The 23,797-nt window shown below is 66.7% G+C and carries 19 protein-coding genes and 1 pseudogene; 8 read left to right on the top strand and 12 right to left on the bottom strand.

Features of this window, described 5'->3' with window-relative positions; translation table 11 throughout:
• Positions 1-5: 5 nt before the first annotated feature.
• The 3 genes from FBY33_RS15000 to FBY33_RS14990 are packed head-to-tail and all read right to left on the bottom strand — an operon-like array spanning position 6 to position 3,619.
• Entirely contained in the window at positions 6-917 is a 912-nt protein-coding gene (locus tag FBY33_RS15000; protein WP_142031241.1) for a MaoC/PaaZ C-terminal domain-containing protein, read from the bottom strand.
• Positions 914-2,254, bottom strand: coding sequence for a 3-oxoacyl-ACP reductase (locus FBY33_RS14995; RefSeq protein WP_142031240.1), 1,341 nt, complete (start codon positions 2,252-2,254; stop codon positions 914-916). Before FBY33_RS14995 ends, FBY33_RS15000 begins: the two co-directional genes overlap by 4 nt.
• A gap of 9 nt (positions 2,255-2,263) precedes the next feature.
• Positions 2,264-3,619, bottom strand: coding sequence for an acetyl-CoA C-acetyltransferase (locus tag FBY33_RS14990; RefSeq protein WP_142031239.1), 1,356 nt, complete (start codon positions 3,617-3,619; stop codon positions 2,264-2,266).
• A 94-nt stretch (positions 3,620-3,713) separates the two neighbouring features.
• Here FBY33_RS14990 and FBY33_RS14985 point away from each other — a divergent pair, with 94 nt between their 5' ends.
• Together FBY33_RS14985 and FBY33_RS14980 are read left to right on the top strand one after the other, a co-directional pair.
• Positions 3,714-4,409: a TetR/AcrR family transcriptional regulator gene (locus FBY33_RS14985; RefSeq protein WP_442858351.1), complete on the top strand. Its 696-nt coding sequence runs from the start codon at positions 3,714-3,716 to the stop codon at positions 4,407-4,409.
• Position 4,410: 1 nt separating this feature from the next.
• Positions 4,411-6,522: an acyl-CoA dehydrogenase family protein gene (locus FBY33_RS14980; RefSeq protein ID WP_142031237.1), complete on the top strand. Its 2,112-nt coding sequence runs from the start codon at positions 4,411-4,413 to the stop codon at positions 6,520-6,522.
• Positions 6,523-6,605: 83 nt separating this feature from the next.
• Here the strand turns inward: FBY33_RS14980 and glgA are convergent, their stop codons facing one another.
• Complete coding sequence (glgA, locus tag FBY33_RS14975; RefSeq protein WP_142031236.1) at positions 6,606-7,811, bottom strand: glycogen synthase; 1,206 nt, start codon at positions 7,809-7,811, stop codon at positions 6,606-6,608.
• Positions 7,812-7,913: 102 nt separating this feature from the next.
• On the opposite strand from glgA, the gene glgC reads away from it, so the two are divergent.
• The 3 genes from glgC (at position 7,914) to FBY33_RS14960 (ending at position 11,349) form a co-directional block, all read left to right on the top strand.
• Positions 7,914-9,323, top strand: a complete 1,410-nt coding sequence (gene glgC / locus FBY33_RS14970; RefSeq protein ID WP_142031235.1) for a glucose-1-phosphate adenylyltransferase — start codon at positions 7,914-7,916, stop codon at positions 9,321-9,323.
• A gap of 88 nt (positions 9,324-9,411) precedes the next feature.
• Positions 9,412-10,863: an SDR family NAD(P)-dependent oxidoreductase gene (locus FBY33_RS14965; protein ID WP_142031234.1), complete on the top strand. Its 1,452-nt coding sequence runs from the start codon at positions 9,412-9,414 to the stop codon at positions 10,861-10,863.
• 18 nt (positions 10,864-10,881) lie between these two features.
• Positions 10,882-11,349 (top strand): pyridoxamine 5'-phosphate oxidase family protein, encoded by a 468-nt coding sequence (locus FBY33_RS14960; protein ID WP_142031233.1) that lies wholly within the window; start codon positions 10,882-10,884, stop codon positions 11,347-11,349.
• Positions 11,350-11,398: 49 nt separating this feature from the next.
• On the opposite strand, the gene FBY33_RS14955 is transcribed toward FBY33_RS14960, so the two are convergent.
• From FBY33_RS14955 to FBY33_RS14945, 3 genes are read right to left on the bottom strand one after another with little or no spacing between them, the layout of a single operon-like run.
• The gene (locus FBY33_RS14955; RefSeq protein ID WP_142031232.1) at positions 11,399-12,250 is read right to left on the bottom strand and encodes a transglutaminase family protein; all 852 of its coding nucleotides are present in this window, start codon (positions 12,248-12,250) and stop codon (positions 11,399-11,401) included.
• A complete protein-coding gene (locus tag FBY33_RS14950) occupies positions 12,247-13,173 on the bottom strand; it encodes an alpha-E domain-containing protein (RefSeq protein ID WP_142031231.1) in 927 nt (308 codons plus the stop codon). The genes FBY33_RS14955 and FBY33_RS14950 overlap by 4 nt, the downstream gene beginning before the upstream one ends.
• Before the next feature lie 60 nt (positions 13,174-13,233).
• On the bottom strand, positions 13,234-14,790 hold the full coding sequence (locus tag FBY33_RS14945) for a circularly permuted type 2 ATP-grasp protein (protein WP_142031230.1): 1,557 nt from the start codon (positions 14,788-14,790) through the stop codon (positions 13,234-13,236).
• Between the two features lie 113 nt (positions 14,791-14,903).
• On the opposite strand from FBY33_RS14945, the gene FBY33_RS14940 reads away from it, so the two are divergent.
• Both FBY33_RS14940 and pepN read left to right on the top strand, forming a co-directional pair.
• A complete protein-coding gene (locus FBY33_RS14940; protein WP_142031229.1) occupies positions 14,904-15,962 on the top strand; it encodes a YeiH family protein in 1,059 nt (352 codons plus the stop codon).
• 33 nt (positions 15,963-15,995) lie between these two features.
• Positions 15,996-18,696 (top strand): annotated as a pseudogene (gene pepN, locus FBY33_RS14935) (aminopeptidase N).
• 48 nt (positions 18,697-18,744) lie between these two features.
• Here pepN and FBY33_RS14930 read toward each other — a convergent pair.
• From FBY33_RS14930 to FBY33_RS14910, 5 genes are all read right to left on the bottom strand, one after another.
• The gene (locus FBY33_RS14930; RefSeq protein ID WP_142031228.1) at positions 18,745-19,842 is read right to left on the bottom strand and encodes a lipoate--protein ligase family protein; all 1,098 of its coding nucleotides are present in this window, start codon (positions 19,840-19,842) and stop codon (positions 18,745-18,747) included.
• A 97-nt stretch (positions 19,843-19,939) separates the two neighbouring features.
• Positions 19,940-20,197 carry a type B 50S ribosomal protein L31 gene (locus FBY33_RS14925; protein WP_018771158.1) on the bottom strand — a complete coding sequence of 86 codons (258 nt, stop codon included), beginning with the start codon at positions 20,195-20,197 and terminating at the stop codon, positions 19,940-19,942.
• A gap of 156 nt (positions 20,198-20,353) precedes the next feature.
• Positions 20,354-21,160 (bottom strand): TrmH family RNA methyltransferase, encoded by an 807-nt coding sequence (locus tag FBY33_RS14920; RefSeq protein WP_142031227.1) that lies wholly within the window; start codon positions 21,158-21,160, stop codon positions 20,354-20,356.
• 7 nt (positions 21,161-21,167) lie between these two features.
• The gene (locus tag FBY33_RS14915) at positions 21,168-21,953 is read right to left on the bottom strand and encodes a sulfite exporter TauE/SafE family protein (protein WP_142031226.1); all 786 of its coding nucleotides are present in this window, start codon (positions 21,951-21,953) and stop codon (positions 21,168-21,170) included.
• A gap of 20 nt (positions 21,954-21,973) precedes the next feature.
• Positions 21,974-22,759, bottom strand: coding sequence for an ABC transporter ATP-binding protein (locus FBY33_RS14910; protein ID WP_142031225.1), 786 nt, complete (start codon positions 22,757-22,759; stop codon positions 21,974-21,976).
• A gap of 125 nt (positions 22,760-22,884) precedes the next feature.
• Between FBY33_RS14910 and serB the strand changes: the two genes are divergently transcribed.
• Positions 22,885-23,778 carry a phosphoserine phosphatase SerB gene (gene serB, locus FBY33_RS14905; protein ID WP_142031224.1) on the top strand — a complete coding sequence of 298 codons (894 nt, stop codon included), beginning with the start codon at positions 22,885-22,887 and terminating at the stop codon, positions 23,776-23,778.
• The last annotated feature ends 19 nt before the right edge of the window (positions 23,779-23,797 follow it).

Genomic DNA, 23,797 nt, shown 5'->3' with positions numbered 1-23,797 from the left:
TTTGGCTAAAGCGCGGCAACTGTCCCGCTGAAGTGGCGGCGCCCGGAGCGGGGGCTCCAGGCGACGAACCGGGAGTGCTTCCATGACCCCGAACCGCTGTGATCGGTGGCAATTTCCAAGGCAACCCGGGAGGGCAGGAAAACGGGAGCCTCGAACTCCACGTCCCACGTGAATGAGTCGCCACGGGCAGGCCCAACATCTGCGAGCGCACGCGAGGCCAGGTACATTCCATGAGCTATCGACCGCCGCATGCCCAGGGCCTTGGCCGAGAGCACACTCAGGTGGATCGGATTGAAATCCCCTGACACTGCGGCGTAGGCACGCCCCGTATCGACGCCGAGGTGCCACAGCGCCGTCGGGTCCGGGGGCCGGAAGTCGGTCCTGGGTGGAACGGCGCCGGGTTTGTCGATCCCTGGCAGGAACACCCCCTTGGCGAGGTAGGTGGAGACACCCCGCCAATACACTTCCGCCGAACCCGTGCGGCGCACTTCCGCCACGACGTCCACCTGCGTCCCGGAACGGTGGCCTTGGAGGTTTTCCACCCGGGCGGTCATGTCCAGAACATCCGTGAAGACCAGTGGCGACCGTTGCTCAACGCTGTTGTGCAGGTGGATCATGCCCAGCAGGGGCAGCGGGAAGTCATCGCGGTTCAGGACGCTCATGGCCAGCGGGAATGCGATGGCGTGGATGAAACCGGCGGGCAGGACGTCACTGGCCGTCTCACCGATGAGGTGCTGGTAGGCGGTAAGGTTTTCGACCCCCACCCTCACTCCCCTGACCTCATGGGTCTCGGCTGGAAGGACGGCGGAATCGTGGGTTCCCAGGAGCCTGCGCCTTGCCGCCTGGGCGGCGGCATTGACGTAGAGCTTGGACAATGACGGCATCTCGGCCAGGATGACCGGCTGTGCGAGGGTCATGCCCCCACCAGGTTTTGCCCGCACACCCGCAGCACCTCCCCGTTGATTCCGCCTGCAGCATCGCTTGCCAGGAATGCTATGGCCTCGGCGACATCGGAGGGCAGGCCGCCCTGCTGCAGCGAGTTCAACCGGCGTGCCACCTCCCGGACGGCAAAGGGAATGCGTGCGGTCATGTCGGTTTCGATGAATCCGGGGGCCACGGCATTGATGGTACCGCCGCGGGACGCGAGCAGCGGGGCGCTGGCACGGACCATGCCCATGACTCCCCCCTTGGACGCTGCGTAATTTGTTTGCCCCCGGTTCCCGGCGATACCGCTGGTGGAGGCAACAGAAACGATACGCGGCGAAGTGTGGAAGTGCTCGGAGGCCAGCAGCGCCTCGTTGATCCGGAGCTGGGCGGCGATGTTGATGTTGATGACCTGGTTCCATCGTGCCTGGTCCATGTTGGCCAGCAGTTTGTCCCGCGTGACCCCGGCATTGTGCACCACGATGTCCAGCCGTCCGTGTCGCTGCACGGCGTGGTCTATGATCCGACGGCCCGCCTCGGCAGCGGTGATGTCCAGCTGCAGTGCAGTGCCCCGTACCTCGTTTGCCACTGCCGCCAGTTGGTCTCCCGCTGCCGGAATGTCCACCAGGACCAGAGTGGCGCCATCGCGGTGCAGCGTCCGGGCAATCTGGGCGCCGATGCCACGGGCTGCACCGGTTACTACGGCCACTTTTCCGGCAAGTGGCCGCTCCGCGTCCGCGGGCAGCGTGCCGTCTTCGGTTGAGACCGTCAGGAACTGTCCGTCCACGAACGCCGAACGGGCTGAGAGGAAGAACCTGATGGCGCCCAGCGCGCTGGGGCTGGTGGAGGCGGTGCCATCAGCAAGGAGCACGCCGTTACCCGTTGCTCCCGCCCGGAGTTCCTTGGCCAGGGAGCGCAGGAAGCCATCCACCCCCTGCCGTGCTGCCGCAGCTTCGGGCGCAGACGCTTCCGCCGCGGGCCGGGACAAGGTTACGATCCGGCCGCCGGCCTTCAGGTCCCGGAGGGATCCCGCTGCCGCCAGAACGGGCTTTTCCAGGTCCGCCGGGTGCGTAAGGTCATCGAGTACCAGGATAATGGCAGCCAGCTTTTCGGCAGGAACGGCGTGCCTCCTGACGTCCAGGTCCCATGACAGCAGCTCAGCGGCAAGTTTGTCTGCGCCGGCAGTGTCGCCCAGGACAATGACGGGCCCCGTGACCAGGGGCTGGCCGGGTTCGTAGCGGCGCAGGACAGCGGGCTGTGGAAGGCCGAGTTTCCTGGCGAGGTTGCGGCCCGGGCCGCTGTTGACCAGTTGGGCGTATGTATCAGTCATGCTGTCCCCCTACAAAGATTCCAGGATCGCCACGACGCCCTGGCCGCCGGCTGCGCAGACGGATACCAGGCCGCGGGCAGGACGTCCGGTGGAAGCCGCCTTGGCGTGGAGCATCTTGGCAAGTGTGCCAACGATGCGGCCACCGGTCGCCGCAAACGGGTGGCCTGCTGCGAGCGAGGACCCGTTGACGTTGAGGCGCGAGCGGTCGATGCTGCCAAAAGCACCGTCCAGGCCGAGGCGGTCGCGGCCGAAGTCTTCGTCCTCCCATGCGGCCAGGGTGCTGAGGACGGTGGCGGCGAATGCTTCGTGGATTTCGAAGTAGTCGAAGTCCGCCAGCGTCAGGTTTTGGCGGGCCAGGAGCCTGGGCACTGCGAACACGGGGGCCATCAGCAACCCGTCCTTGCCGTGGACGAAGTCCACCGCAGCAGCTTCGGCGTCCACCACTGCTGCCAGCTTGGGCAGGTCCCGGGTGTCTGCCCATTCATCGGATGCCAGCAGGACGGTGGAGGCACCATCGGTGAGTGGTGTTGAATTGCCTGCCGTCATGGTTGCATCTGCCCCGAGGTTCCGGCCAAACACCGGTTTCAGGGACGCGAGCTTCTCAAGGGACGTGTCGGCCCGCAGATTGCCGTCCCGCGTCAGTCCCCGGTAGGGGGTCATGAGGTCATCGAAGAAGCCGGACTCGTAGGCGGCAGCAAGGTTGTGGTGGCTGTTCAGTGCGAGTTCATCCTGCGCTTCCCGCGGGATCTTCCATTGCGCTGTGGTGAGGGCCTGGTGCTCGCCCATGCTCAGTCCGGTGCGGGGCTCGGCCGTGCCGGGCGCCAGGGGTGCCAGGTCCTTGGGCCGCAGCCGGCCCAGGATCTGCAGCCGCTGGGGAAGTGTCTTGGCCCGGTGAAGGTCCAGGACCACCTCGCGCAGTCCCTCACTGACCACCACCGGCGCGTCAGAGGCGGAGTCCACTCCACCGGCAATGGCCGAATCGATCTGCCCGAGTTTGATCTTGTTGGCCAGGCCAACCACGGTTTCAAGACCCGTGGCGCACGCCTGCTGGAGGTCGTAGACAGGAGTCTCGGCGGAAAGTGCCGAGCCCAGGACGGCCTCACGGGTGAGATTAAAGTCCCTGGAGTGCTTGAGCACCGCGCCGGCCGCCACCTGGCCGATCCGTTCATCCTGGAGGCCGAAGCGTGCGATCAGGCCGTCCAGGGCGGCTGTCAGCATGTCCTGGTTGGAGGATTTGGCGTAAGCGCCGCCGGCGCGGGCGAACGGAATACGGTTGGCTCCGACGATCACCGCCCTGCGGGTTGCCGGGACCGAGACCCGGGGTGATCCCTCTGGTGCGGGGGTGGACTGTCCGTCTATGGACATGGATGGCTCCTCTGGTCACGAGTGGTTACCGATACCCAGCGTACCTGATACGCTGGGTATCGTGAACTTCCCGGACACAACTCTCCCCGCGGCCATGGAGCCTCCGTCTTCCGCAGCCCCTGACGGACGGTCCTCCCGCTGGCAGAGCCACCGGGAGAAGCGGCGCCGCGAATTGATCAAGCAGGCCCGCCGTGCGGTGCACGCACTGGGCAGTGATGCCTCCATGGAGGACATTGCAACGGCTGCCGGTACCTCTAAATCGGTCTTCTACCGGTATTTCGGGGACAAGGCCGGGCTGCAGCAGGCCGTGGGCGAAGTCGTCCTCAGCCAAATGCAGCACCGCATCCAGGAAGCAGCCCAAAGCGCCGTCACTCCCCGGGAAGGCCTGCTGGCCATGGTGTCGGCCTATCTGCAAATGGCGGACACCAGCCCCAACGTCTACGCGTTCGTCACCAGCTATGCCCCTGCCGACCCTTCCAACCCGCCACATCCGGCCGCCCCGGGGGGCCCGCTTGGCCACTTCTTCGACGCCATCGCCGACATGATCGCCACCCCCATGCGGTCGCACCTTGGCGACGTCGGGGAAATCGTTATCGGCTATTGGCCCAAGGCGGCAATCGGCCTGGTGCGGAACGCCGGTGAGCAATGGCTCAGCACCCCGGACTCCCCCGCCAAGCCAACCCAGGAAACGATGGCCCGCCAGATCACAGCGTGGCTGTGCGTCGGCATAGCCCCCGAACTCACTCCCGCCCCATCGACCACCAAGTTATCCGCCAAAGAAGGACTGTGACATGACTGACGTAGTGGACCGCCCTGCCCGCAAGGGGCTTCGGCCTTCGGCAACCCCTGCAGCCACCCCTATGGGCAATGGCCCTGCCCCCGCCGTCGACGTCGAGGCACTGGGGCGGCAACTCCTCGGCAAGTGGGCCGACGTGCGGCACCAGGCAAGGGAGCTGGCTGCCAGGCCGGAACTGCACAAGATCGAGGGCCTGACGCATACGGAGCACCGCGCCCGGGTGTTCGGCCAGTTGAAATACCTCGTGGACCATGAAGCCGTGCACCGTGCCTTCCCCGCAGAGCTGGGCGGCGCCGACGACCACGGCGGAAACATCGCGGGGTTCGAGGAACTGGTGGTGGCTGACCCTTCGCTGCAGATCAAGGCCGGCGTCCAGTGGGGACTCTTTGGATCCGCGGTGATGCACCTGGGCACCGCAGAACACCACACCAAGTGGCTGCCCGGAATCATGAACCTGGAAATACCCGGCTGCTTCGCCATGACCGAAACCGGCCATGGCTCGGACGTGGCCAGCATTGCCACCACCGCAACCTATGACCCCGCCACCGAAGAGTTCGTCATCCACACCCCGTTCCGCGCGGCATGGAAGGACTACATCGGCAACGCCGCCATCGACGGCCTGGGCGCTGTTGTCTTTGCCCAGCTGGTCACCCGCGGGGTCAACCACGGGGTGCACGCCTTCTACGTCGACCTGCGGGACCCGGCCACCAAGGAATTCCTGCCCGGAATCGGCGGGGAAGACGACGGCATCAAGGGCGGCCTGAACGGCATCGACAACGGCCGGCTGCACTTCACCAACGTCCGCATTCCCCGGACAAACCTCCTGAACCGGTACGGCAACGTCGATGCCGACGGAACCTACACCTCGCCGATCGCCAGTCCCGGCCGGCGCTTCTTCACCATGCTGGGCACGCTGGTCCAGGGCCGGGTGTCGCTGGACGGCGCCGCCGTCGCAGCCTCCAAGGTGGCCCTGAAGGCCGCCATCCAGTACGCCACGGAACGCCGCCAGTTCAACGCCTCCTCGCACACGGAGGAAGAGGTCCTGCTGGACTACCAGCGGCACCAGCGGCGCTTGTTCACCCGGCTTGCCACCACCTACGCGGCCGGCTTTGCACACGAGCAGCTGCTGCAGAAGTTCGACGACGTCTTTTCCGGCGCCCACGACACCGACGCGGACCGCCAGGACCTGGAGACCCTGGCTGCGGCACTGAAGCCCCTGAGCACCTGGCACGCCTTGGACACCCTGCAGGAATGCCGGGAAGCGTGCGGCGGCGCCGGCTTCCTGATCGAAAACCGGTTCGCTTCACTGCGCGCCGACCTGGATGTGTATGCCACCTTCGAGGGCGACAACACGGTGCTGCTCCAGTTGGTGGCCAAGCGCCTGCTGGCCGATTACGCCAAGGAATTCCGCAACGTGGACTTCGGCGTCCTGGCCCGGTACGTGGTGAACCAGGCTGCCGGCGCAGCTGTCCACCGCACCGGACTTCGCCAGGTGGCCCAGTTCGTGGCTGATACCGGGTCGGTCCAAAAGGCTGCAATCGCGCTCCGGGACGAGGAAGCCCAGCGCGCTCTCCTTACGGACAGGGTGCAAACCATGGTGGCCGAGGCAGGAGCCGCGCTGAAGGGCAGCAAGCGGCTTGCGCAGGACAAAGGCGCCGCCCTGTTCAACCGGCACCAGAACGAACTGATCGACGCCGCCCAGGCGCACGCGGAACTGCTGCAGTGGGAGGCCTTTACGGACGCCCTCCAGCAGGTGGCGGACCCCGGAACCAGGAAGGTCCTGACCTGGTTGCGGGACCTCTTCGGCTTGTCGCTGATCGAGAAGAACCTGTCCTGGTACCTCATGAACGGCCGGCTCTCCATGCAGCGGGCCCGCACCGTGGGAGGGTACATCAACCGGCTGCTGGAGAGGATCCGGCCGCATGCCCTGGACCTGGTGGACGCCTTTGGCTACGGCGAGGACCATGTGCGGGCCGCCATCGCCACCGGCGCCGAGAAGACCCGGCAGGACGAGGCGCGGGCCCACTTCCGGGCCGAGCGGGCCAGCGGGCAGTCGCCCGTGGACGAAAAGGTCCTGCTGGCGCGCACAGCCGGGAACCGGAAGTAGCCGTCCCGCAACAGCAGCAACGACGACGGCGCCGCCCACCTCGCAAGGTGGGCGGCGCCGTCGGCGTTAATGCTTCAGGCGGGTCAGCTCTGTGCCGGCAGCACCGAGCGGTACACCTCGAGGGTGGTTTCCGTAATCGACTCCCAGGAGAAGTGCTTTTCGGCCCGCTCCCGGCCGGCCTGGCCCATGGCGCGGGCGCGTTCGGGATCGGACACCACCTCGGTGAGGGCGGCAGCGAACTCCTTGACGAACTTTTCCGGGTCCAGGGGGGTGCCGGTGCCGTCGGTGACCTGTTCCAGGTCCACCAGCAGTCCGGTCCGGCCGTGCTCAACCACCTCGGGGATGCCGCCCGTGGCGCTGGCTACGACTGCAGCGCCGCAGGCCATGGCTTCGAGGTTGACGATGCCCAGCGGCTCGTAGATGGAGGGGCAGGCGAAGGCTGTGGCGTGGCTGAGCACCTGGATCAGCTCGTGGCGCGGCAGCATCCGTTCGATCAGGACAACGCCCGTGCGCTGCTTCTGCAGGTCCTCGATGAGGGCAGCGGTTTCGGCTGCCAGTTCCCGGGTGTCCGCTGCGCCCAGGCACAGGACCAGCTGGACGTCGGCCGGAAGTTTCGCCGCCGCCCGCAGGAGGTAAGGAACGCCCTTCTGCCTTGTGTTTCTTCCCACAAAGACGACGCTTGGCGTGGCGGGGTCGATGCCCAGGGCACGGACGGCGTCGTCGTTTTCGTCACGCTGCCACAGTTCCACATCGATGCCGTTGTGGACCACCCGGACCTTTGCCGGATCCACGTTGGGGTAGCTGCGCAGGATGTCCTGGCGCATGCCCTCGGACACGGCGATGATGGCTGCTGCCGCTTCATAGGCCGTCTTTTCCACCCAGGAAGAAAGGGCGTAGCCGCCGCCAAGCTGCTCGGCCTTCCAGGGCCGCAGCGGCTCGAGGCTGTGGGCGCTGAGAACGTGCGGAATTCCGTGCAGCAGGGACGCGAGATGCCCCGCCATGTTGGCGTACCAGGTATGCGAATGGACCACGTCCGCGCCTTGGACATCCGGCACAATGCGCAGGTCCACGCCCAGGGTCTGCACCGCCGCGTTCGCCCCTCCGAGGTCCTCCGGGACCTGGTACGACGTCACCGCCGCGCCATGGTAATCGGCGTCGCGTGGAGCACCAAACGCACGAACCTGCAGGTCAACGTGCTTGCTAAGCACCCTGCTCAATTCGGCGACATGCACCCCGGCGCCACCGTAGATCTCGGGCGGGAACTCTTTAGTCACAATGTCTATTCGCACAAGACCCAAGGTAGTCCTTCACGCATAACTGTTCTAGTGTGAAGGAGTCCGGGCCTACCGGACTGTCTTGGGGAGTTACGAAGGCGTACAGGAGCGACCATCATGCCGTTAACGAAAAAAGTCCTGGCGATTGTCCTCGCAGGTGGCGAGGGAAACAGGCTGATGCCACTGACGGCAGACCGGGCCAAGCCCGCTGTGCCCTTCGCCGGCAGCTACCGCCTGATTGACTTCGCGCTGTCCAACCTGGTCAATTCCCGGTACCTCCAGATCGTGGTACTCACCCAGTACAAGTCGCACAGCCTCGACCGGCACATCTCGGAGACCTGGCGGATGTCCACCCAGCTGGGCAACTACATCGCCTCGGTTCCGGCGCAGCAGCGCGTGGGCAAGAGCTGGTTCCTGGGCAGCGCCAACGCCATCTACCAGTCCCTGAACCTCATCCACGATGCCAGCCCGGACATCGTGGTGGTGGTCGGGGCGGACCACGTGTACCGGATGGACTTCGCCCAGATGGTGGCCCAGCACGTGAACAGCGGAGCCAAAGCCACGGTGGCGGCCGTACGGCAGCCGCTGCACATGGCCGACCAGTTCGGCGTTATCGAAGTGGACCAGAACGATCCCCAGAAGATTGCCGCCTTCGTGGAAAAGCCCGCCAGCACCCCCGGGCTTGCCGCAGATCCCTCCCAGTTCCTGGCCTCCATGGGCAACTACGTGTTCGACGCCGACGCCCTGGTGGCCGCGCTGCACGTCGATGCCGAGCGCCTGGACACCAAGCACGACATGGGCGGGGACATCATCCCGTACTTCGTGAACCAGGGCGAGGCGGGTGTCTACGACTTCACGCTCAACGACATCCCCGGCTCCACCGAACGCGACCGCACCTACTGGCGCGACGTTGGCACCATCGATTCCTTCTACGACGCCCACATGGACCTCATCTCCCCGCTGCCCGTGTTCAACCTCTACAACTCCGAATGGCCCATCTACACCCGGCAGAGCATTTCCCCGCCGGCCAAGTTCGTCCGGGGCCAGAACAACACCGTGGGCGCGGCCCTGGACTCGATCGTCTCCAGCGGCGTGGTGATCTCCGGCGGCGTGGTGGAAGGCTCGGTGCTGTCCAACGACGTCTATGTGGCCACCAGCGGCCGGGTCATCGACTCGGTCCTCATGGACAAGGTTCAGGTGGGCGAAGGGGCGGTCATCAACCGCGCCATCCTGGACAAGAACGTCAAGGTCCCTGCCGGCGCCGCCATCGGACTGGACCATGAGCTGGACCGCGCACGCGGCTTCAAGGTCACTGATTCCGGCATCACCGTCCTGGCCAAGGGCCAGGAAGTCCCGGAACCGGGCGATGAGGAACGCCGGCTCGCTGCGCGGCACCTCAGCCAGCTGCCCAGCGCCGTGAAGGCGGCCGCGGACCAGTACCCCGACATGCGCGAAGCCGCCGACAAGGTGGCCGGCACGCACGCAGCCGCGGCCGCGAAGGCAGCGCCCGGCGCCCGGGTTTCCTGACCCGGACTCCGAATTCCCCAAGGCGCCTGCAGGCCGGGACACCACTGATGGTGTCCCGGCCTGCGGCGTACGCTGTAAAATTTTCCCAATGAGCTCCCCCGATCTGACCCCTGAGGACATCCAGGCCTGCCTCAAGGTCCTGAACACCATCCACGCGTACGACGAGGAGCACCCGGACTACATCTCGGTGCGCCGCGCCACCGGCAAGATGTTCAAGGCGGTCAAGCGCCACCGCAGGGTCACCAAGCGGGATTCCATCGCCGACGCCGACCGCGCCGTCATTGCCCAGACGGCCACCGCCGCGCCGGACCGGATCGACGACGAGACCCGCGGCAACAAGTTGGCACCGTCGGCCACCGGCACGATCGCGGGCCACCTCATCCGGTCCCGCCCCTGCTATATCTGCAAGCAGCACTACACCCAGGTGGACGCCTTCTACCACCAGCTCTGCCCGGAATGCGCGGCCTTCAGCCACAGCAAGCGGGATGCCCGGACCGACCTGACCGGACGGCGGGCCCTGCTGACCGGCGGCCGCGCAAAGATCGGGATGTACATCGCCCTCCGGCTGCTGCGCGACGGAGCGCACACCACCATCACCACACGTTTCCCCAAGGACGCGGCCCGCCGCTTCGCCGCCATGGAAGACAGCGGCGAATGGCTGCACCGGCTCCGGATCGTGGGCATCGACCTGCGCGATCCTGCCCAGGTCATGGCCCTGACCGATTCCCTCAACGAGGCCGGTCCTCTGGACATCATCATCAACAACGCCGCCCAGACCGTGCGCCGTTCCGGCAACGCGTACAAGCCGCTGGTGGACGCCGAGGACGAACCGCTTCCCGCGGCACTGGAGCACGCCGACGGCGGCCCCGAACTGCTGACCTTCGGCCACGCCCACGACAAGCATCCGCTGGCGCTTGCCGGCAGCGTCACCGAACACCCGGTCCTGGCTGGCGACGCCATCACGTCACTGGCACTGTCCACCGGGTCCGCCTCGCTGGAGCGGATCGCCTCCGGCACCGCCATCGACGCCGGCGGCCTGGTCCCTGACCTTGCCACCATCAACAGCTGGACCCAGGTGGTGGACGAAGTGGATCCGCTCGAAATGCTTGAGGTTCAGCTCTGCAACGTCACCGCGCCGTTCCTGCTGGTCAGCCGGCTGCGAGGGGCCATGAGGCGCTCCACCGCGCGGCGCAAGTACATCGTGAACGTCTCCGCGATGGAAGGCCAGTTCTCCCGGGCCTACAAGGGGCCGGGACATCCACACACCAACATGGCCAAGGCCGCACTGAACATGATGACCCGCACCAGCGCCCAGGAGATGCTGGACACTGACGGCATCCTGATGACCGCTGTCGATACCGGCTGGATTACCGACGAACGCCCCCACTTCACCAAGGTCCGGCTGATGGAGGAAGGGTTCCACGCGCCACTGGACCTGGTGGACGGCGCGGCACGGGTTTACGATCCCATCGTCATGGGCGAGAACGGCGAGGACCAGTACGGCGTCTTCCTCAAGGATTACAAGCCCAGTCCCTGGTGAAGGGCGTATGCTCACCGCATGAGCAACGAGTCATCTAGCCAAGTCCAAAACCTCGAACACCATGAATGCTGGGCCTTGCTGCGGACGGTCTCCGTGGGCAGGCTGGCGGTGCTGGTGGATGGGCGCCCGGACATCTTCCCGGTCAACTACACGGTGGACAGCGGCACGCTGGTCTTCCGGACCAGCCAGGGAACCAAGCTGTCGGCAGCGTCCGGCGATGCCCCCGTGGCCGTGGAGGCGGACGGCGTGGATCCCGAAACGGGCCTGGCCTGGAGCGTGGTGATCAAGGGCACCGCCGCCCTGGTCAAGAGCACGGAGGATGTACTGGAAACCTCCCGCCTGTACCTCTTTCCGTGGCAGTCGGGGCGGAAGGACGCGTTCGTCCGCATCACCCCGGATTCGGTCACCGGCCGCCGCTTCCAGGTCACCGATCCCATGACGTGGTGGACCCAGATCAGCAGCGCCGCCAGGACGGCACCGGAATAGAGCCGTGACATCAGGTTCCCGGGCCGCTACGGCCGGGGAACCTGGCGCCTCAGGCGAGCTGGGTGATCTCCACGCTGACGTTCAGGGCGGACCCGCCGCCGCCGGACAGGATGCCCTTGAGCGGGGGCACGTCCCGGTAATCCCGGCCGCGTGCCACCGTGACGTGGAAGTCCCCGGCAGGCTTGTGGTTGGTGGGGTCCCAGCTGCGCCAGTCACCGTCCCACCATTCCAGCCAGGCATGCGACTGTCCTGCCACCGTCTCGCCGATTCCGGCGCTGGACCGCGGGTGCAGGTAGCCGGAGACGTAGCGTGCCGGAATGCCGCAGCTGCGCAGCGCACCGATCGCCAGGTGCGCCAGGTCCTGGCACACCCCCTGGCGCTGGCCCCAGGCCTCCTCCGCATTGGTGGTGACAGCGGTGGAGCCGGACATGTACGTCATCTCCCCCCGCATCCAGGCGAAGACGGCCATGGCAGCTTCGTGCGGGTTCTTCCCCGCCACGACGTCCGGGATGATGCCCAGCACTTCGTCGCCCGGCCCGCTCAGCCGGGACTGTGGCAGCCAGTCACTGAAGGTGTCCAGTGTTTCCGGTGCGGCCAGGACGTCCCAGCCCACGATGTCCGCTTCTGCAGGAATCTTCCCGGCCCGGTGCACCTCCACCGTGATGTTGGAGACCACCTCGAGGTTCTCGTGCGGCATCTGCATGTCGAAGGCCGTGACCCTGGTCCCCCAGTAGTCGCGGTACGTGCTGACCGCCGCCTGGGACGGGGACACCTTCACCACGGACTCGAGCACCACCTGCTGCGAATCCGTCAGCGGCGTCATCCGGGCCTCGTTGTAGGACAGGGTGACGCGCTTGTTGTACTTGTAGGCCGTCCTGTGGACGATGCTCAACCGGGTCATGACACTTCTCCCACCCAGGCCAGTTCGTCCGCCTGATTGAAGTACTTACGGGAAATGGCGTCCGAGGCCTGGGACACTGCCTTCTGGACCCGTTCCATGTGCTCGGGCAGCTCGGACATGAGGTCGTCCGTCCGGTGAAACTCAAGGAAGGTCCTGGCCTGCCCCACGATGCGGCGGGCATCATTGATGAAACCCACCCGCTGCGCGGACGGGTCCAGCTTGGCCAGGCACTCGTCGGCGTCCCGCAGCGCGTAGACGATGGAGCGGGGGAAGAGCCGGTCCAGCAGCAGGAATTCTGCGGCGTGCTGGTCACCGAACGCGGCGCGGCGGGTGCGCAGGAATGACTCGTAGGCGCCGGCGCAGCGCAGCATGTTCACCCAGGACATGCCGGCGGAGAGCACATCGCGGGTGGACAGCATCCGGGCCGTCATGTCCGCACGTTCCAGGGACCGGCCCAGGACCAGGAAGAGCCAGCTTTCGTCATGGCTCACCGTGGTGTCGGCAAGGCCGCTGACCATGGCGGTGCGTTCAAGGGTCCAATTGCAGAAGCGGTAGGTGCCCACCACGTCCTTGCGGTGCTGGCTCAGGCCGTAGTAGGTGGTGTTCAGGCTCTCCCATAGGCCCGAGGACACGGTCTCACGCGCCCGGCGGGCATTCTCGCGGGCAGCGCCCAGGGAGCCGGCGATGGACGTGGCGCTGGTCTTGTCATAGGCCAGGGCGTGGAGCAGTTCGGGCAGGCCGAAATCCTCGCTCTGGGGCCGGGCGCCCATGACCGCCAGCAGTTCCTGGGCGACGCTCCTGCGCTCGTCCATGGGGAGGTGGTTGAGGCGCTCCAGGTGGACGTCAAGGATGCGGGCGGTACCGTCCGCCCGTTCCACATAGCGGCCGATCCAAAACAGGGACTCGGCAATTCGGCTAAGCATTCGCGGCTACCTCCTGCGCGCCCGGAACGGTGTAAAAGAAATGCCCGACGGCGGCGCGGCTCACTGCTGCTGCTCCGACTGGCGGTCGCGCCAGTTGCTTTCCACAGGCCATACGGAGACCCGTTCACGGACCGTGACGGCCTGGCGGGGAACGGTTTCCACCGGCATCTGGGGTGAATCTGCAAGGACCCAGGTGTCCTTGGATCCGCCGCCCTGGCTGGAGTTGACGATCAGGGACCCTTCCTTGAGGGCCACGCGGGTCAGGCCGCCCGGAAGGACCCAGACGTCATCGCCGTCGTTCACGGCAAAGGGCCTGAGGTCCACGTGCCGGGGGCCGAACTTGTCTCCACTCAATGTGGGGACGGTGGAGAGCTGCAGCACCGGCTGGGCTATCCAGCCGCGGGGGTCAGCGATGATCCGCTGGCGGAGGGCGTCCAGTTCATCCCTGGAGGCGTCGGGGCCGATGACCAGGCCCTTGCCGCCGGAACCGTCCACGGGCTTGACCACCAGTTCCGCGAGGTTGTCCAGGGTGTACTCCCTGGCTTCCTTTTCCTCGAGGCGGAAGGTGTCCACGTTGGCGATGATGGGCTCCTCGCTGAGGTAGTAGCGGATCAGGTCAGGCACGTAACTGTAAACCAGTTTGTCGTCGGCAACCCCATTGCCCACCGCGTTGGCAATCGTGACACCGCCGGCGCGGGCGGCGTTGACCAGGCCGGGGCAGCCGAGCATGGAGTCGGACCGGAACTGGAGGGGGTCAAGGAAGTCGTCGTCGATCCGTTTGTAGATGACGTCCACGCGCTGTTCACCGGCGGTGGTGCGCATGTAGACGCGGTTACCGCGGCAGATCAGGTCACGGCCCTCCACCAGCTCAACGCCCATCAGGCCGGCCAGGAGAGTGTGCTCGAAGTAGGCGCTGTTGAACACGCCCGGGGTCAGGACGACGACGGTGGGATCGTCGACGCCGGCCGGTGCGGTCTTGCGCAGGGCCGAGAGCAGCCGGCGGGGATATTCCTCGACGGGCCGGATGAGCTGCTGGCCGAAGGCCTCCGGCAGGCCCTTGGCCATGGCACGCCGGTTCTCCAGGACGTAGCTCACCCCGGAGGGCACGCGGACGTTGTCCTCGAGGACGCGGAAAGTCCCGGCGGCGTCGCGGACGACGTCGATGCCGGAAATGTGGACGCGGACCCCGCCTGCCGGTTCGAAGCCGTGGACCTGCCGGTGGAAATGGGCGCTGGTGGTCACCAGTTGGCGCGGGATCACACCGTCGGACACCACGGTCATTTTGTCGTAGACGTCGTTCAGGAAGGCTTCCAGGGCACGGACCCGCTGGGCGACCCCCTTTTCCAGAACGTCCCACTCGGCGGCGGGGATAACCCTGGGCACGATATCGAGCGGGAAGGGCCGCTCCTCGCCCGCGTAGTCGAAGGTCACCCCGCGGTCCAGGAAGGTGCGCGCCATCGAGTCCGCGCGTGCGGTGACGTCTGCCAGGGAGAGCTTCCGGAGTGCGTCCGCCACCTGACCGTACGAGTCCCTGGCCTGTTGACCCGGGGCGAACATCTCGTCATAGGCTCCGGTGCGGCCCGCGGCCTCCGAGTAATCCTGGAATAGGTCTGACATGTCCAATAGCCAACCATCTTTTTGTTTCGAATTCATTACTGCCATCCATTGTGGCGTGTTGGCGCCAATGGCCCGGTTGGTACTTTACGGGCCCCGTCGGGCACAGTAGGTGAGTGCCAGACAGCAGAAGCCTCCCAGCGCCGGGCAACGGCCGTTCCGGGCCGCGGATTGCCCGCCTGGTTCCGGGGCTGCTGACCGCCGCTGCCGCCGTTGCGGCGGCCTTCCTGGTGCATGGACTGCTGCCAGCCCTGCCGGCTATGACCCTCGCTGTGGTCTTGGGCGTTCTGGCCGCCAACCTGCCCGGCGCCGGCACGTGGACGGGAGGCCGGGCACGGCCGGGGCTGGACTTCGCCGGCAAGCACCTGATGCGCGGCGGAATCGTACTCCTGGGCCTGAAGGTCAGCGTCATGGACGTTCTTGGCCTCGGCTGGCTGGCCCTGGTCCTGATTGTGGGCGTGGTGGCAGCCAGTTTCGGCGGGACCTACGCGATTTCGCGCTTGTTCCGCCTTCCGCCTGTGACCTCACTGCTGGTGGCCACGGGATTTTCCATCTGCGGTGCCTCCGCCATTGGCGCCATGGCCGCCGTCCGCCGCATCCGGCACGCGGAAACCGTCCTGCCCGTGGCCCTGGTCACCCTGTGCGGCACGCTCGCCATCGGCGTCCTCCCCCTCCTTGCGCAACCCTTGGGGCTCACGGCCACAGTGTTCGGAGCCTGGACCGGCGCGTCGGTCCACGATGTGGGCCAGGTGGTGGCCACGGCGCAAACCGCCGGGACCGCTGCCCTGGCGGTCGCCGTCGTCGTCAAGCTCACCCGCGTGCTGCTGCTGGCCCCCGTCGCCGCGCTGGCGGGTGTGCACCACCGAAACGGGGTGCGTGCCTTGGGCGCCGAGGATGGCGTGGCCGAGAAAATGCCGCCGCTGGTGCCGCTGTTCGTCGCAGGCTTCGTTGCCATGGTGGTGCTGCGCTCAACCGGCTGGCTGTCCGCGGGCTGGCTCGACCTGGGGGCCGCCCTGCAGGACATCCTGCTGGGCGCGGCCCTGTTCGGCCTTGGCTCCGCGGTCCGCATCCGCACCCTGCTCCACACCGGAGGACCGGCACTCCTGGTGGCACTCGCCTCCTGGCTTCTGATTGCCGTGCTGGGCCTGGCTGCGGCCTTCCTGATCGCCGGCTGAACCAATGAATCGGCACCGTGATTAGATAGCCGGGTGTCACATGAGAATCTGCAGCGCCGCGAAGCCGCCGAACGTTCAGCCCGGATCAGCACCACCAGCTACGACATTTCCCTGGATGTGCGGCAGGCAGCAGATCCAGCGGTCCCCGGTTACACGAGCCGCAGTGTCATCACCTTCACCGCCGAACCCGGTGCCGGCACATTCCTCGACTTCATCGGCGGTGACGTGCACAGCGTGTTCCTCAACGGCAAGGGCCTGCAGGTGGAGGACGTGGTGGACGGCGCACGGATCCGGCTGGACAACCTGCGGGCCGAAAACCAGGTCACGGTCACCGGAACGGCGCTGTACAGCCGTTCCGGAGAGGGCATGCACCGGTTCGTGGACCCGGCGGACGGCCGATGCTACCTGTACACGCAGTACGAGCCTGCTGATGCCCGCCGGGTCTTCGCGAACTTTGAGCAGCCCGACCTGAAGGCGACCTACACCTTCCACGTGATGGCCCCCGCCGACTGGCACGTGGCGTCCAACGGCGCCGAGGTCAACCGCACCCTGCTGACCAGCGACCCCGCCACGGCGTGCTGGGATTTCGCCACCACCCTGCCGATGTCCACCTACATCACCACCGTCCTGGCCGGGCCGTACTTCAAGGCCACGGACCGCTGGCAGGCGACGCTCGACGACGGCACCCACCTGGACGTCCCGCTCGCCCTCTACTGCCGCGCATCCATGGCGGACTCCTTCGACACGGAGGAGCTCTTCAGCCTGACGGAAAAGGGCCTGGACTTCTTCAACCGCCTTTTCGACTTCCCCTACCCCTGGGGCAAGTACGACCAGGCGTTCGTTCCCGAATACAACCTCGGCGCCATGGAGAACCCGGGGCTGGTCACGTTCACGGAAAGCTACGTGTTCACCTCGCGGGCCACGGACGCCCAGTACCAGGCCCGCGCCAACACCCTGATGCACGAGATGGCGCACATGTGGTTCGGCGACCTGGTGACCATGCAGTGGTGGGACGACCTGTGGCTGAAGGAGTCCTTCGCCGACTACATGGGAACCCTCGGTGTTGACCGGGCCACGGACTGGGACACGGCCTGGGTCAACTTCGCCAACAAGCGCAAAGCCTGGGCCTACGTCCAGGACCAGCTCCCCACCACCCATCCCATCGTGGCCGACATCCCGGACCTTGAAGCGGCAAAGCAAAACTTCGACGGCATCACCTACGCCAAGGGCGCCTCAGCTGAAGCAGCTGGTGGCCTACGTGGGCTTTGACGCGTTCATCGCCGGGTCGCGGGAGTACTTCCGGAAGCATGCCTACGGCAACACGTCGCTCGCTGACCTCCTGGCTTCCCTGGCGGCGGCCTCGGGGCGGGACCTGTCCGGGTGGGCCCGGCAGTGGCTGCAGACCTCCGGCATTTCCAGCTTGTCCCTGGAGTTCGCAGCTTCCAGTGCAACGGACGACGACGGCGCGCCGGGCCGGGTGGCAATCGTCCAGGAAGCGGTGGATCCCGTGACAGGACGCGAGGAGCTGCGCCCGCACCGGCTCCGGGTGGGTTCCTATGACTTCGACGCCGGCGGCTCCCTGGTACGGACCGGGAGCATCGAAACCGACGTGGCCGGACCGCGGACGGAGCTCCCCCAACTCGCCGGGCAGCAGCGGCCGGCGCTCCTGCTGGTCAACGATGAGGACCTGACCTACGCCAAAGTCCGGCTGGACCCAGTATCAGAAGCAACCGTCCGCGCCTCCCTGGACCGGATCACGGACCCCATGGCGCGTGCCCTGTGCTGGACTGCGCTCTGGAACTCCGCCCGCGACGGCGTGAGTCCGGCGAGCCGGTACGTGGACGCGGTGACGGCCTTCGGTCCGTCTGAAAGCGGAATCGGGGTCCTGCTGAACATCCTGGACAACGCAACCACCGCCGTCGAACGTTACACACCGGCGGGCATCCGCGCGAGTGTCCGTGCTTCCTTCATCGAGGCCGCAGCCGGCGAGCTGGACCGGGCCGCCCCCGGTTCTGACGCACAGCTTGCCTGGGCCCGCACCCTTGCCACCCTCAGCCGGCATGATGCGGCAGCCCTCCCCCGGCTCCGAGGCCTGCTGGACGGCACGGCAACGGTGGCGGGCCTGTCCGTGGACGCTGAGCTGCGCTGGCAGCTGTGGCATGCCCTCGCCGCCAACGGGCAGGCCAGCGCGGCGGAGCTCGACGCAGAGCTGGCGCGCGACACCACGGCATCCGGCCGCGCCGGACACGCAACCGCCATGGCATCCCGCCCGGACCCGGAGGTCAAGGTCGCAGCCTGGGAGGCCGCCGTCCACGGTAACGAGCTCTCCAACCAGCTCCTCACCGCCACCATCAGCGGATTCAGCACCGCGCCACCGGCGTTGTTGGAGCCGTACGTGGAGCCCTACTTTGACTGCCTGCTGACTGTCTGGGATGAGCGCAGCATCGAAATCGCCAGCCGGATTGTCCGCGGACTCTATCCCGCCGCACAGGACCTGGCGGACGGCACCCGCCCCGGGGACCACCCGGTGGTCCGGCGGACGGATGACTGGCTGGCCGCCAACCCCGACGCGCCGCAGGCCTTGCGCCGCATCATCATTGAGCAGCGCAGCCACCTGCTGCGCGCTCTCACCGCGCAGGCCGCCGTCGTTCCCCACCGGCCCCCTAACCTCGCTGCGCTCGGCCAGGGAACCCTGCCGGCGTGGGCCGCCCACCACCCGTCGATTGCTCCGTAACTGCCGTTTTCCCTGCCCAAAACGACAAATACTCAGCAGTCGATGGGTCTAGGGGACGCGGTGGAGCCATTCCCTGGTGCCGAACTTGGTGGCCACCCGTTCCTCGGCTGCCGCCAGCTCGTGTCCCGCCAGCTCTGACGGGGTTGCACCGTAACGCTCGCTGAAGACCCCGATCATCGCCTCAATGATCGCCGTGCGCGCCAGGCCGGTTTGGCGCCGCAGCGGGTCCACCCGCTTCTTGGCGCTGCGGGTGCCCTTGTCGGACAGCTTTTCCTTGCCGATCCGGAGGACCTCCACCATTTTGTCGGCGTCGATGTCGTAGCTCATGGTGACGTGGTGCAGCATGCCGCCGTTGGCCAGCCGTTTCTGCGCGGCACCGCCAATCTTCCCCTGGTCGGTGGCGATGTCGTTCAACGGGATGTAGAAGGCGTTGATGCCAAGCCGTTCCAGTGCCGCCATGACCCAAGCGTCCAGGAAGGGGTAGGAATCGGCGAAGCTGAGCCCGTCCACCAGGGTCTGCGGCAGGTAGAGCGAGTAGGTAATGCAGTTGCCGGCCTCCATGAACATCGCTCCCCCGCCGCTGATCCGGCGGACCACATTGATGCCGTGCCTGGCGACGCCCTCGGGGTCCACCTCGTTCTGCACGGACTGAAAGCTCCCGATCACCACCGACGGCTCCTGCCAGTCCCAGAAACGCAGGGTGGGCGTGCGTGCCCCGGCGCCAACGGCCTCGGTGAGCACCTCGTCAAGGGCAACGTTGATTTCGGTGGGCAGCACGGTGGGCGCAATGACGTTCCACTCGTGGTCGCCCCAGGACGTTGCCTTGGCCAGGGCACGCCGGACGGTCACGGCCACGGCGTCAGCGGAGAAGCCGAACAGCACGGCTCCGGCCGGCAGGGCGGCGGTGACTGCGGCTGCCAGGTCCTTGGCGGGTGTGGTGTCCGGAAGGCCGGTCAGGGCGCGGTTGATGTCCTCCAGTGCCTCGTCCGGCTCCAGGAAGAAGTCGCCGCTGACGGAAACGTCGGCCAGGGCGCCGTCCGCCACGGCCAGGTCCACCACCACGAGTTTTCCGCCCGGAACCTTGTACTCGCCGTGCAGGCGGTGGTTGCCGGGGGCATCATGGGCAGGGCTACGTGGCGGGGTCATGCTTTCCATCCTGCCCCAGAAAACAGGTGCACGGTTAAAAGCAGAAAGCCCGCGCCGTTGCCGGTGCGGGCTTTCCATCAGACCTTGGGGAAGAAGATTACTTCTTGCCGCCGAAGCCCTTGAAGCGAGCGTTGAAGCGCTCGACGCGGCCTGCAGAGTCCATGATGCGCTGCTTGCCCGTGTAGAACGGGTGGGACTCGGAAGAGATTTCGACGTCGATGACCGGGTAGGTGTTGCCGTCTTCCCACTCGATGGTCTTGTTGGAAGACACGGTGGAGCGGGTCAGGAACTTGGTGCCGGAGGCCAGGTCGTTGAAGACAACAGCTTCGTACTTCGGGTGGGTATCAGACTTCATAATGGGACCTTTGTTCGCGCAACTGGATTTTGCCAGCTGCCAGGTATGAATGGGATGGCTGGGATCTGTTGCATCAGCGGAAGCTGAAAAAGCAGGACAACCAGCTATCCATCATAGCCGATGCGGGAGGGGCTGACGAACCCGTTCTGCCCGCCCTTACCGCGCGCGCAGCTCCCAGAACGCCACGGCCGACGCAGCGGCCACGTTGAGCGAATCCACGCCATTGCGCATGGGGATTTTGACGGCGATGTCGACGGCGGCCAGCGTCTCCGGGCTCATGCCGGCGCCCTCGGTGCCCAGCACCAGGGCGAGCCTGTCCAGGTTGCGGGACGCGACGGCGTCGACGTCCTCCGCGTCCGGTGTCAGTTCCAATGCCGCGACGGTGAAGCCGTGGTCCTTCAGCACCTGCAGGTCGCCCGGCCAGTCCCCCAGTCGCGCCCAGGGAACCTGGAACACCGTGCCCATGCTGACCCTGACGCTGCGCCGGTAGAGGGGATCACCGCAGCGCGGGGTGACCAGGACGGCGTCGATGTCCAGCGCTGCGGCGGAGCGGAAGATGGCGCCCACGTTGGTATGGTCCACGATGTCCTCCAGCACGGCCACGCGGCGGGCGCCGGCCAGGAGTTCCGGCAGTGGCACCGGCGCGGGGCGCTGCATGGCGGCCATGGCGCCGCGGTGCAGGTGGAAACCCGTGATCTCCTCGAGCAGGTCTGCCGAGCCGATGAAGGCCGGAACGTCGGGATACGCCCGGAAGACGTCGTCGAGGTCCGCCATCCACTTTTCGGCCAGGAAGAACGAACGCGGCCGGTGGCCCGCTGCCAGCGCCCGGCGCAGGACCCGCGACGACTCGGCGATGTACATCCCCTCGGCCGGTTCACGGAGCTTGCGAAGGTGCACGTCGGTCAGGGTGGTGTAGTCGCTGACGCGCGGGTCGTCAGCGGATTCGAGGTAGTGGAAGGTCACCGGAAGATTATTTCAGCAGGTTGGCGATCATGACGGCCAGGGCCACGATGCCCAGGCTGAAGATCACGGCCCGGAGGACGCGCGGCGAGAGCTTGCGGCCCACCTTGGAGCCCAGGATCCCGCCGATCGTGGAGCTGACCGCGATGAGCAGCACCACCAGCCAGTTGATCCGGTCGAAGGCGAAGAGCAGGTAGGAAATGGCGGCCACCATGTTGACGCCGAGCACCAGGATGTTCTTCATGGCGTTGGCGTTCTGGATGGTCCCCGTAAGGAACACACCCAGGATTCCGACCAGCAGGATCCCCTGGGCCGCAACGAAGTAGCCGCCGTAGACACCGGCGAGGTAGACGAGGACCACCAGGAGGATGCCGTGGCGTTTGTCCCGGACGGCGTGCTCCGGATTGGCCTCGCGGTTGCGCACCCAGTCCTGGAGCTTTGGCTGGAACACCACCATCAGCAGCGCCAGGACCAGCAGGACCGGCGCAACGTAGTGGAACACCTTCTCGGGCAGGTGCAGCAGCAGCCAGGCGCCGGACACGCCGCCCAGGACCGACGCCGGCAGCAGGCGAAGCACCTGCCGCCCCCGGCCGGCCAGTTCACGCCGGTAGCCGAAAGCCCCGGCCGCGGTGCCGGCCACCAGGCCCATGGCGTTGCTCATGGACGCCACCACCGGGGCCACGCCCAGGGCGATGAGCACCGGGAACGTGACCAGGGTGCCGGAGCCCACTACCGCGTTGATGGTGCCGGCCCACAGGCCGGCGATGAACACAATGATGCTGCTGAAGAGTTCCAAGGCAGTAGCGCAGGCCTCTTCTAGCGGCGTGCGGTGGCGGTATAGCGTCCCGCGTTCTCGGTGACTGCAAGCGGCAGGCCGAAGGTGGTGCTCAGGTGCTCTTCAGTCAGGACTTCGGTGATGGGGCCGGCCGCCACCACGCTGCCGTCGCGCAGCAGCATGGCATGCGTGAAGCCGGGCGGGACTTCCTCAAGGTGGTGCGTGACCAGGACCATGGCGGGGGCTGCCTCGTCGCTGGCGAGTTCGCCCAGCTTGTGGACCAGCTCTTCGCGGCCGCCCAGGTCCAGCCCGGCGCCCGGCTCATCCAGGAGCAACAGTTCCGGGTCCGTCATGAGGGCGCGGGCGATCTGGACGCGCTTGCGCTCGCCTTCGGACAGCGTGGCGAAGGTCCTGTTGAGGAGTGGCCCCATGCCCCAGTCGTTCAGCAGCCGGAACGCGCGCCGTTCGTCGTCGCGCTCGTAGCCTTCGCGCCAGCGGCCGGTGACGCCGTATGCAGCGGTGACCACGACGTTGAGGACGTTCTCGTGTTCCGGAATCTGGGTGGCAAGGGCGGCAGAGGAAAGGCCGATGCGCGGCCGGAGTTCGAAGACGTCAACGCGGCCCAGAACTTCGTCGAGGATGCCTGCGGTGCCGCTGCTCGGGTGGAGCCGGGCCGCTGCGATCTGGAGAAGCGTCGTCTTGCCGGCGCCGTTGGGGCCGAGGATGACCCACCGCTCGCCTTCGTTGACCTGCCAGTCGACATTGTCCAGCAGGGTCTTTTTGCCTCGGACAACGCTGACGGAGTCCAGTTCCAGAACATCACTCATAGGAGTAGACACTAGGACAAAAAAGAAGATGACTGATAACCGGTGCGAAGGCCCCTGAATGCTTGGCGGTGGCGGGCCCGCAACGAATTCCAGCGGTCCCGCCGGCGCTGGCTAAGATTGCAGGCATGACTTCGAACGTGACTGCTGTCAGCTATGGCCTCAATGTGACCCCCACCGGGCTGGAGCAGCTGCGTTCCGTCCTCGGGTCGCACGGCGCCCAGGTACTGTCCGAATCCTCCCCGGCAGGCGACCGGTACCAGGTCCACATCCTTGACCTGGCCCTTCCGGATGCGACCGAGGCCGGGCTCGCAGCGCTGCGCCGGTCCGTAGCGGAGTCCGCGACCGGCGATTTCGATACTGCCGTTGTTCCGGCCGGCCTTCGCTCCGCTGCCCGGAAGCTGCTGATCATGGATGTGGATTCCACGCTGATCCAGCAGGAGGTCATCGAGCTCCTGGCCGCCTACGCCGGCAAGCGGGAGGAAGTCGCAGCCGTCACGGAAGCGGCCATGCGTGGGGAACTGGATTTCGCCCAGAGCCTGCACGCCCGGGTGGCCGTGCTCGCAGGGCTGCCCGCCGACGTCGTCCATTCCGTCCGCAACGAAGTGAAGCTCAGTGAAGGCGCGCGCGAGCTGGTGGCCGCTTTCAAGGCGGCCGGCCACACGGTGGCAGTGGTGTCCGGCGGCTTCAACCAGATCCTCGAACCGATCGCGGCCGACCTGGGCCTGGACTACTGGCAGGCCAATGAACTGGAAATCGTCGACGGCGCGTTGACCGGCAAGGTGCTGGGCGCCGTGGTGGACAGGGCGGCGAAGGAGAAATACCTGCGCGAGTGGGCGGCGGCCGAAGGCGTCGCCCTCGAGCACACCATCGCGGTCGGCGACGGCGCCAACGACCTGGACATGCTCGGTGCCGCCGGGATCGGCGTCGCGTTTAACGCCAAACCTGCCGTGCGCGCCGTGGCCGACGCCGCCCTCAACATGCCGTACCTGGACGCTGTCCGCCACGTCGCCGGGGTCTGACCTTCCTGACGCTTAACCG

The organism is Arthrobacter sp. SLBN-112 (assembly GCF_006715225.1).
Lineage (GTDB): Bacteria > Actinomycetota > Actinomycetes > Actinomycetales > Micrococcaceae > Arthrobacter.
This window is presented reverse-complemented; position numbering and strand designations above follow the sequence as displayed.

What these genes read in the sequence shown, in the direction of transcription:
- FBY33_RS14960 (WP_142031233.1), top strand. Translation starts at nt 10,882, where the DNA reads ATGAGCAACGAGTCATCTAGCCAAGTCCAAAACCTCGAACACCATGAA.
- FBY33_RS14965 (WP_142031234.1), top strand. Translation starts at nt 9,412, where the DNA reads ATGAGCTCCCCCGATCTGACCCCTGAGGACATCCAGGCCTGCCTCAAG.
- FBY33_RS14980 (WP_142031237.1), top strand. Translation starts at nt 4,411, where the DNA reads ATGACTGACGTAGTGGACCGCCCTGCCCGCAAGGGGCTTCGGCCTTCG.
- FBY33_RS14985 (WP_442858351.1), top strand. Translation starts at nt 3,714, where the DNA reads ATGGAGCCTCCGTCTTCCGCAGCCCCTGACGGACGGTCCTCCCGCTGG.
- FBY33_RS14910 (WP_142031225.1), bottom strand. Translation starts at nt 22,759, where the DNA reads ATGAGTGATGTTCTGGAACTGGACTCCGTCAGCGTTGTCCGAGGCAAA.
- FBY33_RS14990 (WP_142031239.1), bottom strand. Translation starts at nt 3,619, where the DNA reads ATGTCCATAGACGGACAGTCCACCCCCGCACCAGAGGGATCACCCCGG.
- FBY33_RS14930 (WP_142031228.1), bottom strand. Translation starts at nt 19,842, where the DNA reads ATGACCCCGCCACGTAGCCCTGCCCATGATGCCCCCGGCAACCACCGC.
- glgC (WP_142031235.1), top strand. Translation starts at nt 7,914, where the DNA reads ATGCCGTTAACGAAAAAAGTCCTGGCGATTGTCCTCGCAGGTGGCGAG.
- FBY33_RS14925 (WP_018771158.1), bottom strand. Translation starts at nt 20,197, where the DNA reads ATGAAGTCTGATACCCACCCGAAGTACGAAGCTGTTGTCTTCAACGAC.
- serB (WP_142031224.1), top strand. Translation starts at nt 22,885, where the DNA reads ATGACTTCGAACGTGACTGCTGTCAGCTATGGCCTCAATGTGACCCCC.
- FBY33_RS15000 (WP_142031241.1), bottom strand. Translation starts at nt 917, where the DNA reads ATGACCCTCGCACAGCCGGTCATCCTGGCCGAGATGCCGTCATTGTCC.
- FBY33_RS14945 (WP_142031230.1), bottom strand. Translation starts at nt 14,790, where the DNA reads ATGTCAGACCTATTCCAGGATTACTCGGAGGCCGCGGGCCGCACCGGA.
- FBY33_RS14950 (WP_142031231.1), bottom strand. Translation starts at nt 13,173, where the DNA reads ATGCTTAGCCGAATTGCCGAGTCCCTGTTTTGGATCGGCCGCTATGTG.
- FBY33_RS14995 (WP_142031240.1), bottom strand. Translation starts at nt 2,254, where the DNA reads ATGACTGATACATACGCCCAACTGGTCAACAGCGGCCCGGGCCGCAAC.
- FBY33_RS14955 (WP_142031232.1), bottom strand. Translation starts at nt 12,250, where the DNA reads ATGACCCGGTTGAGCATCGTCCACAGGACGGCCTACAAGTACAACAAG.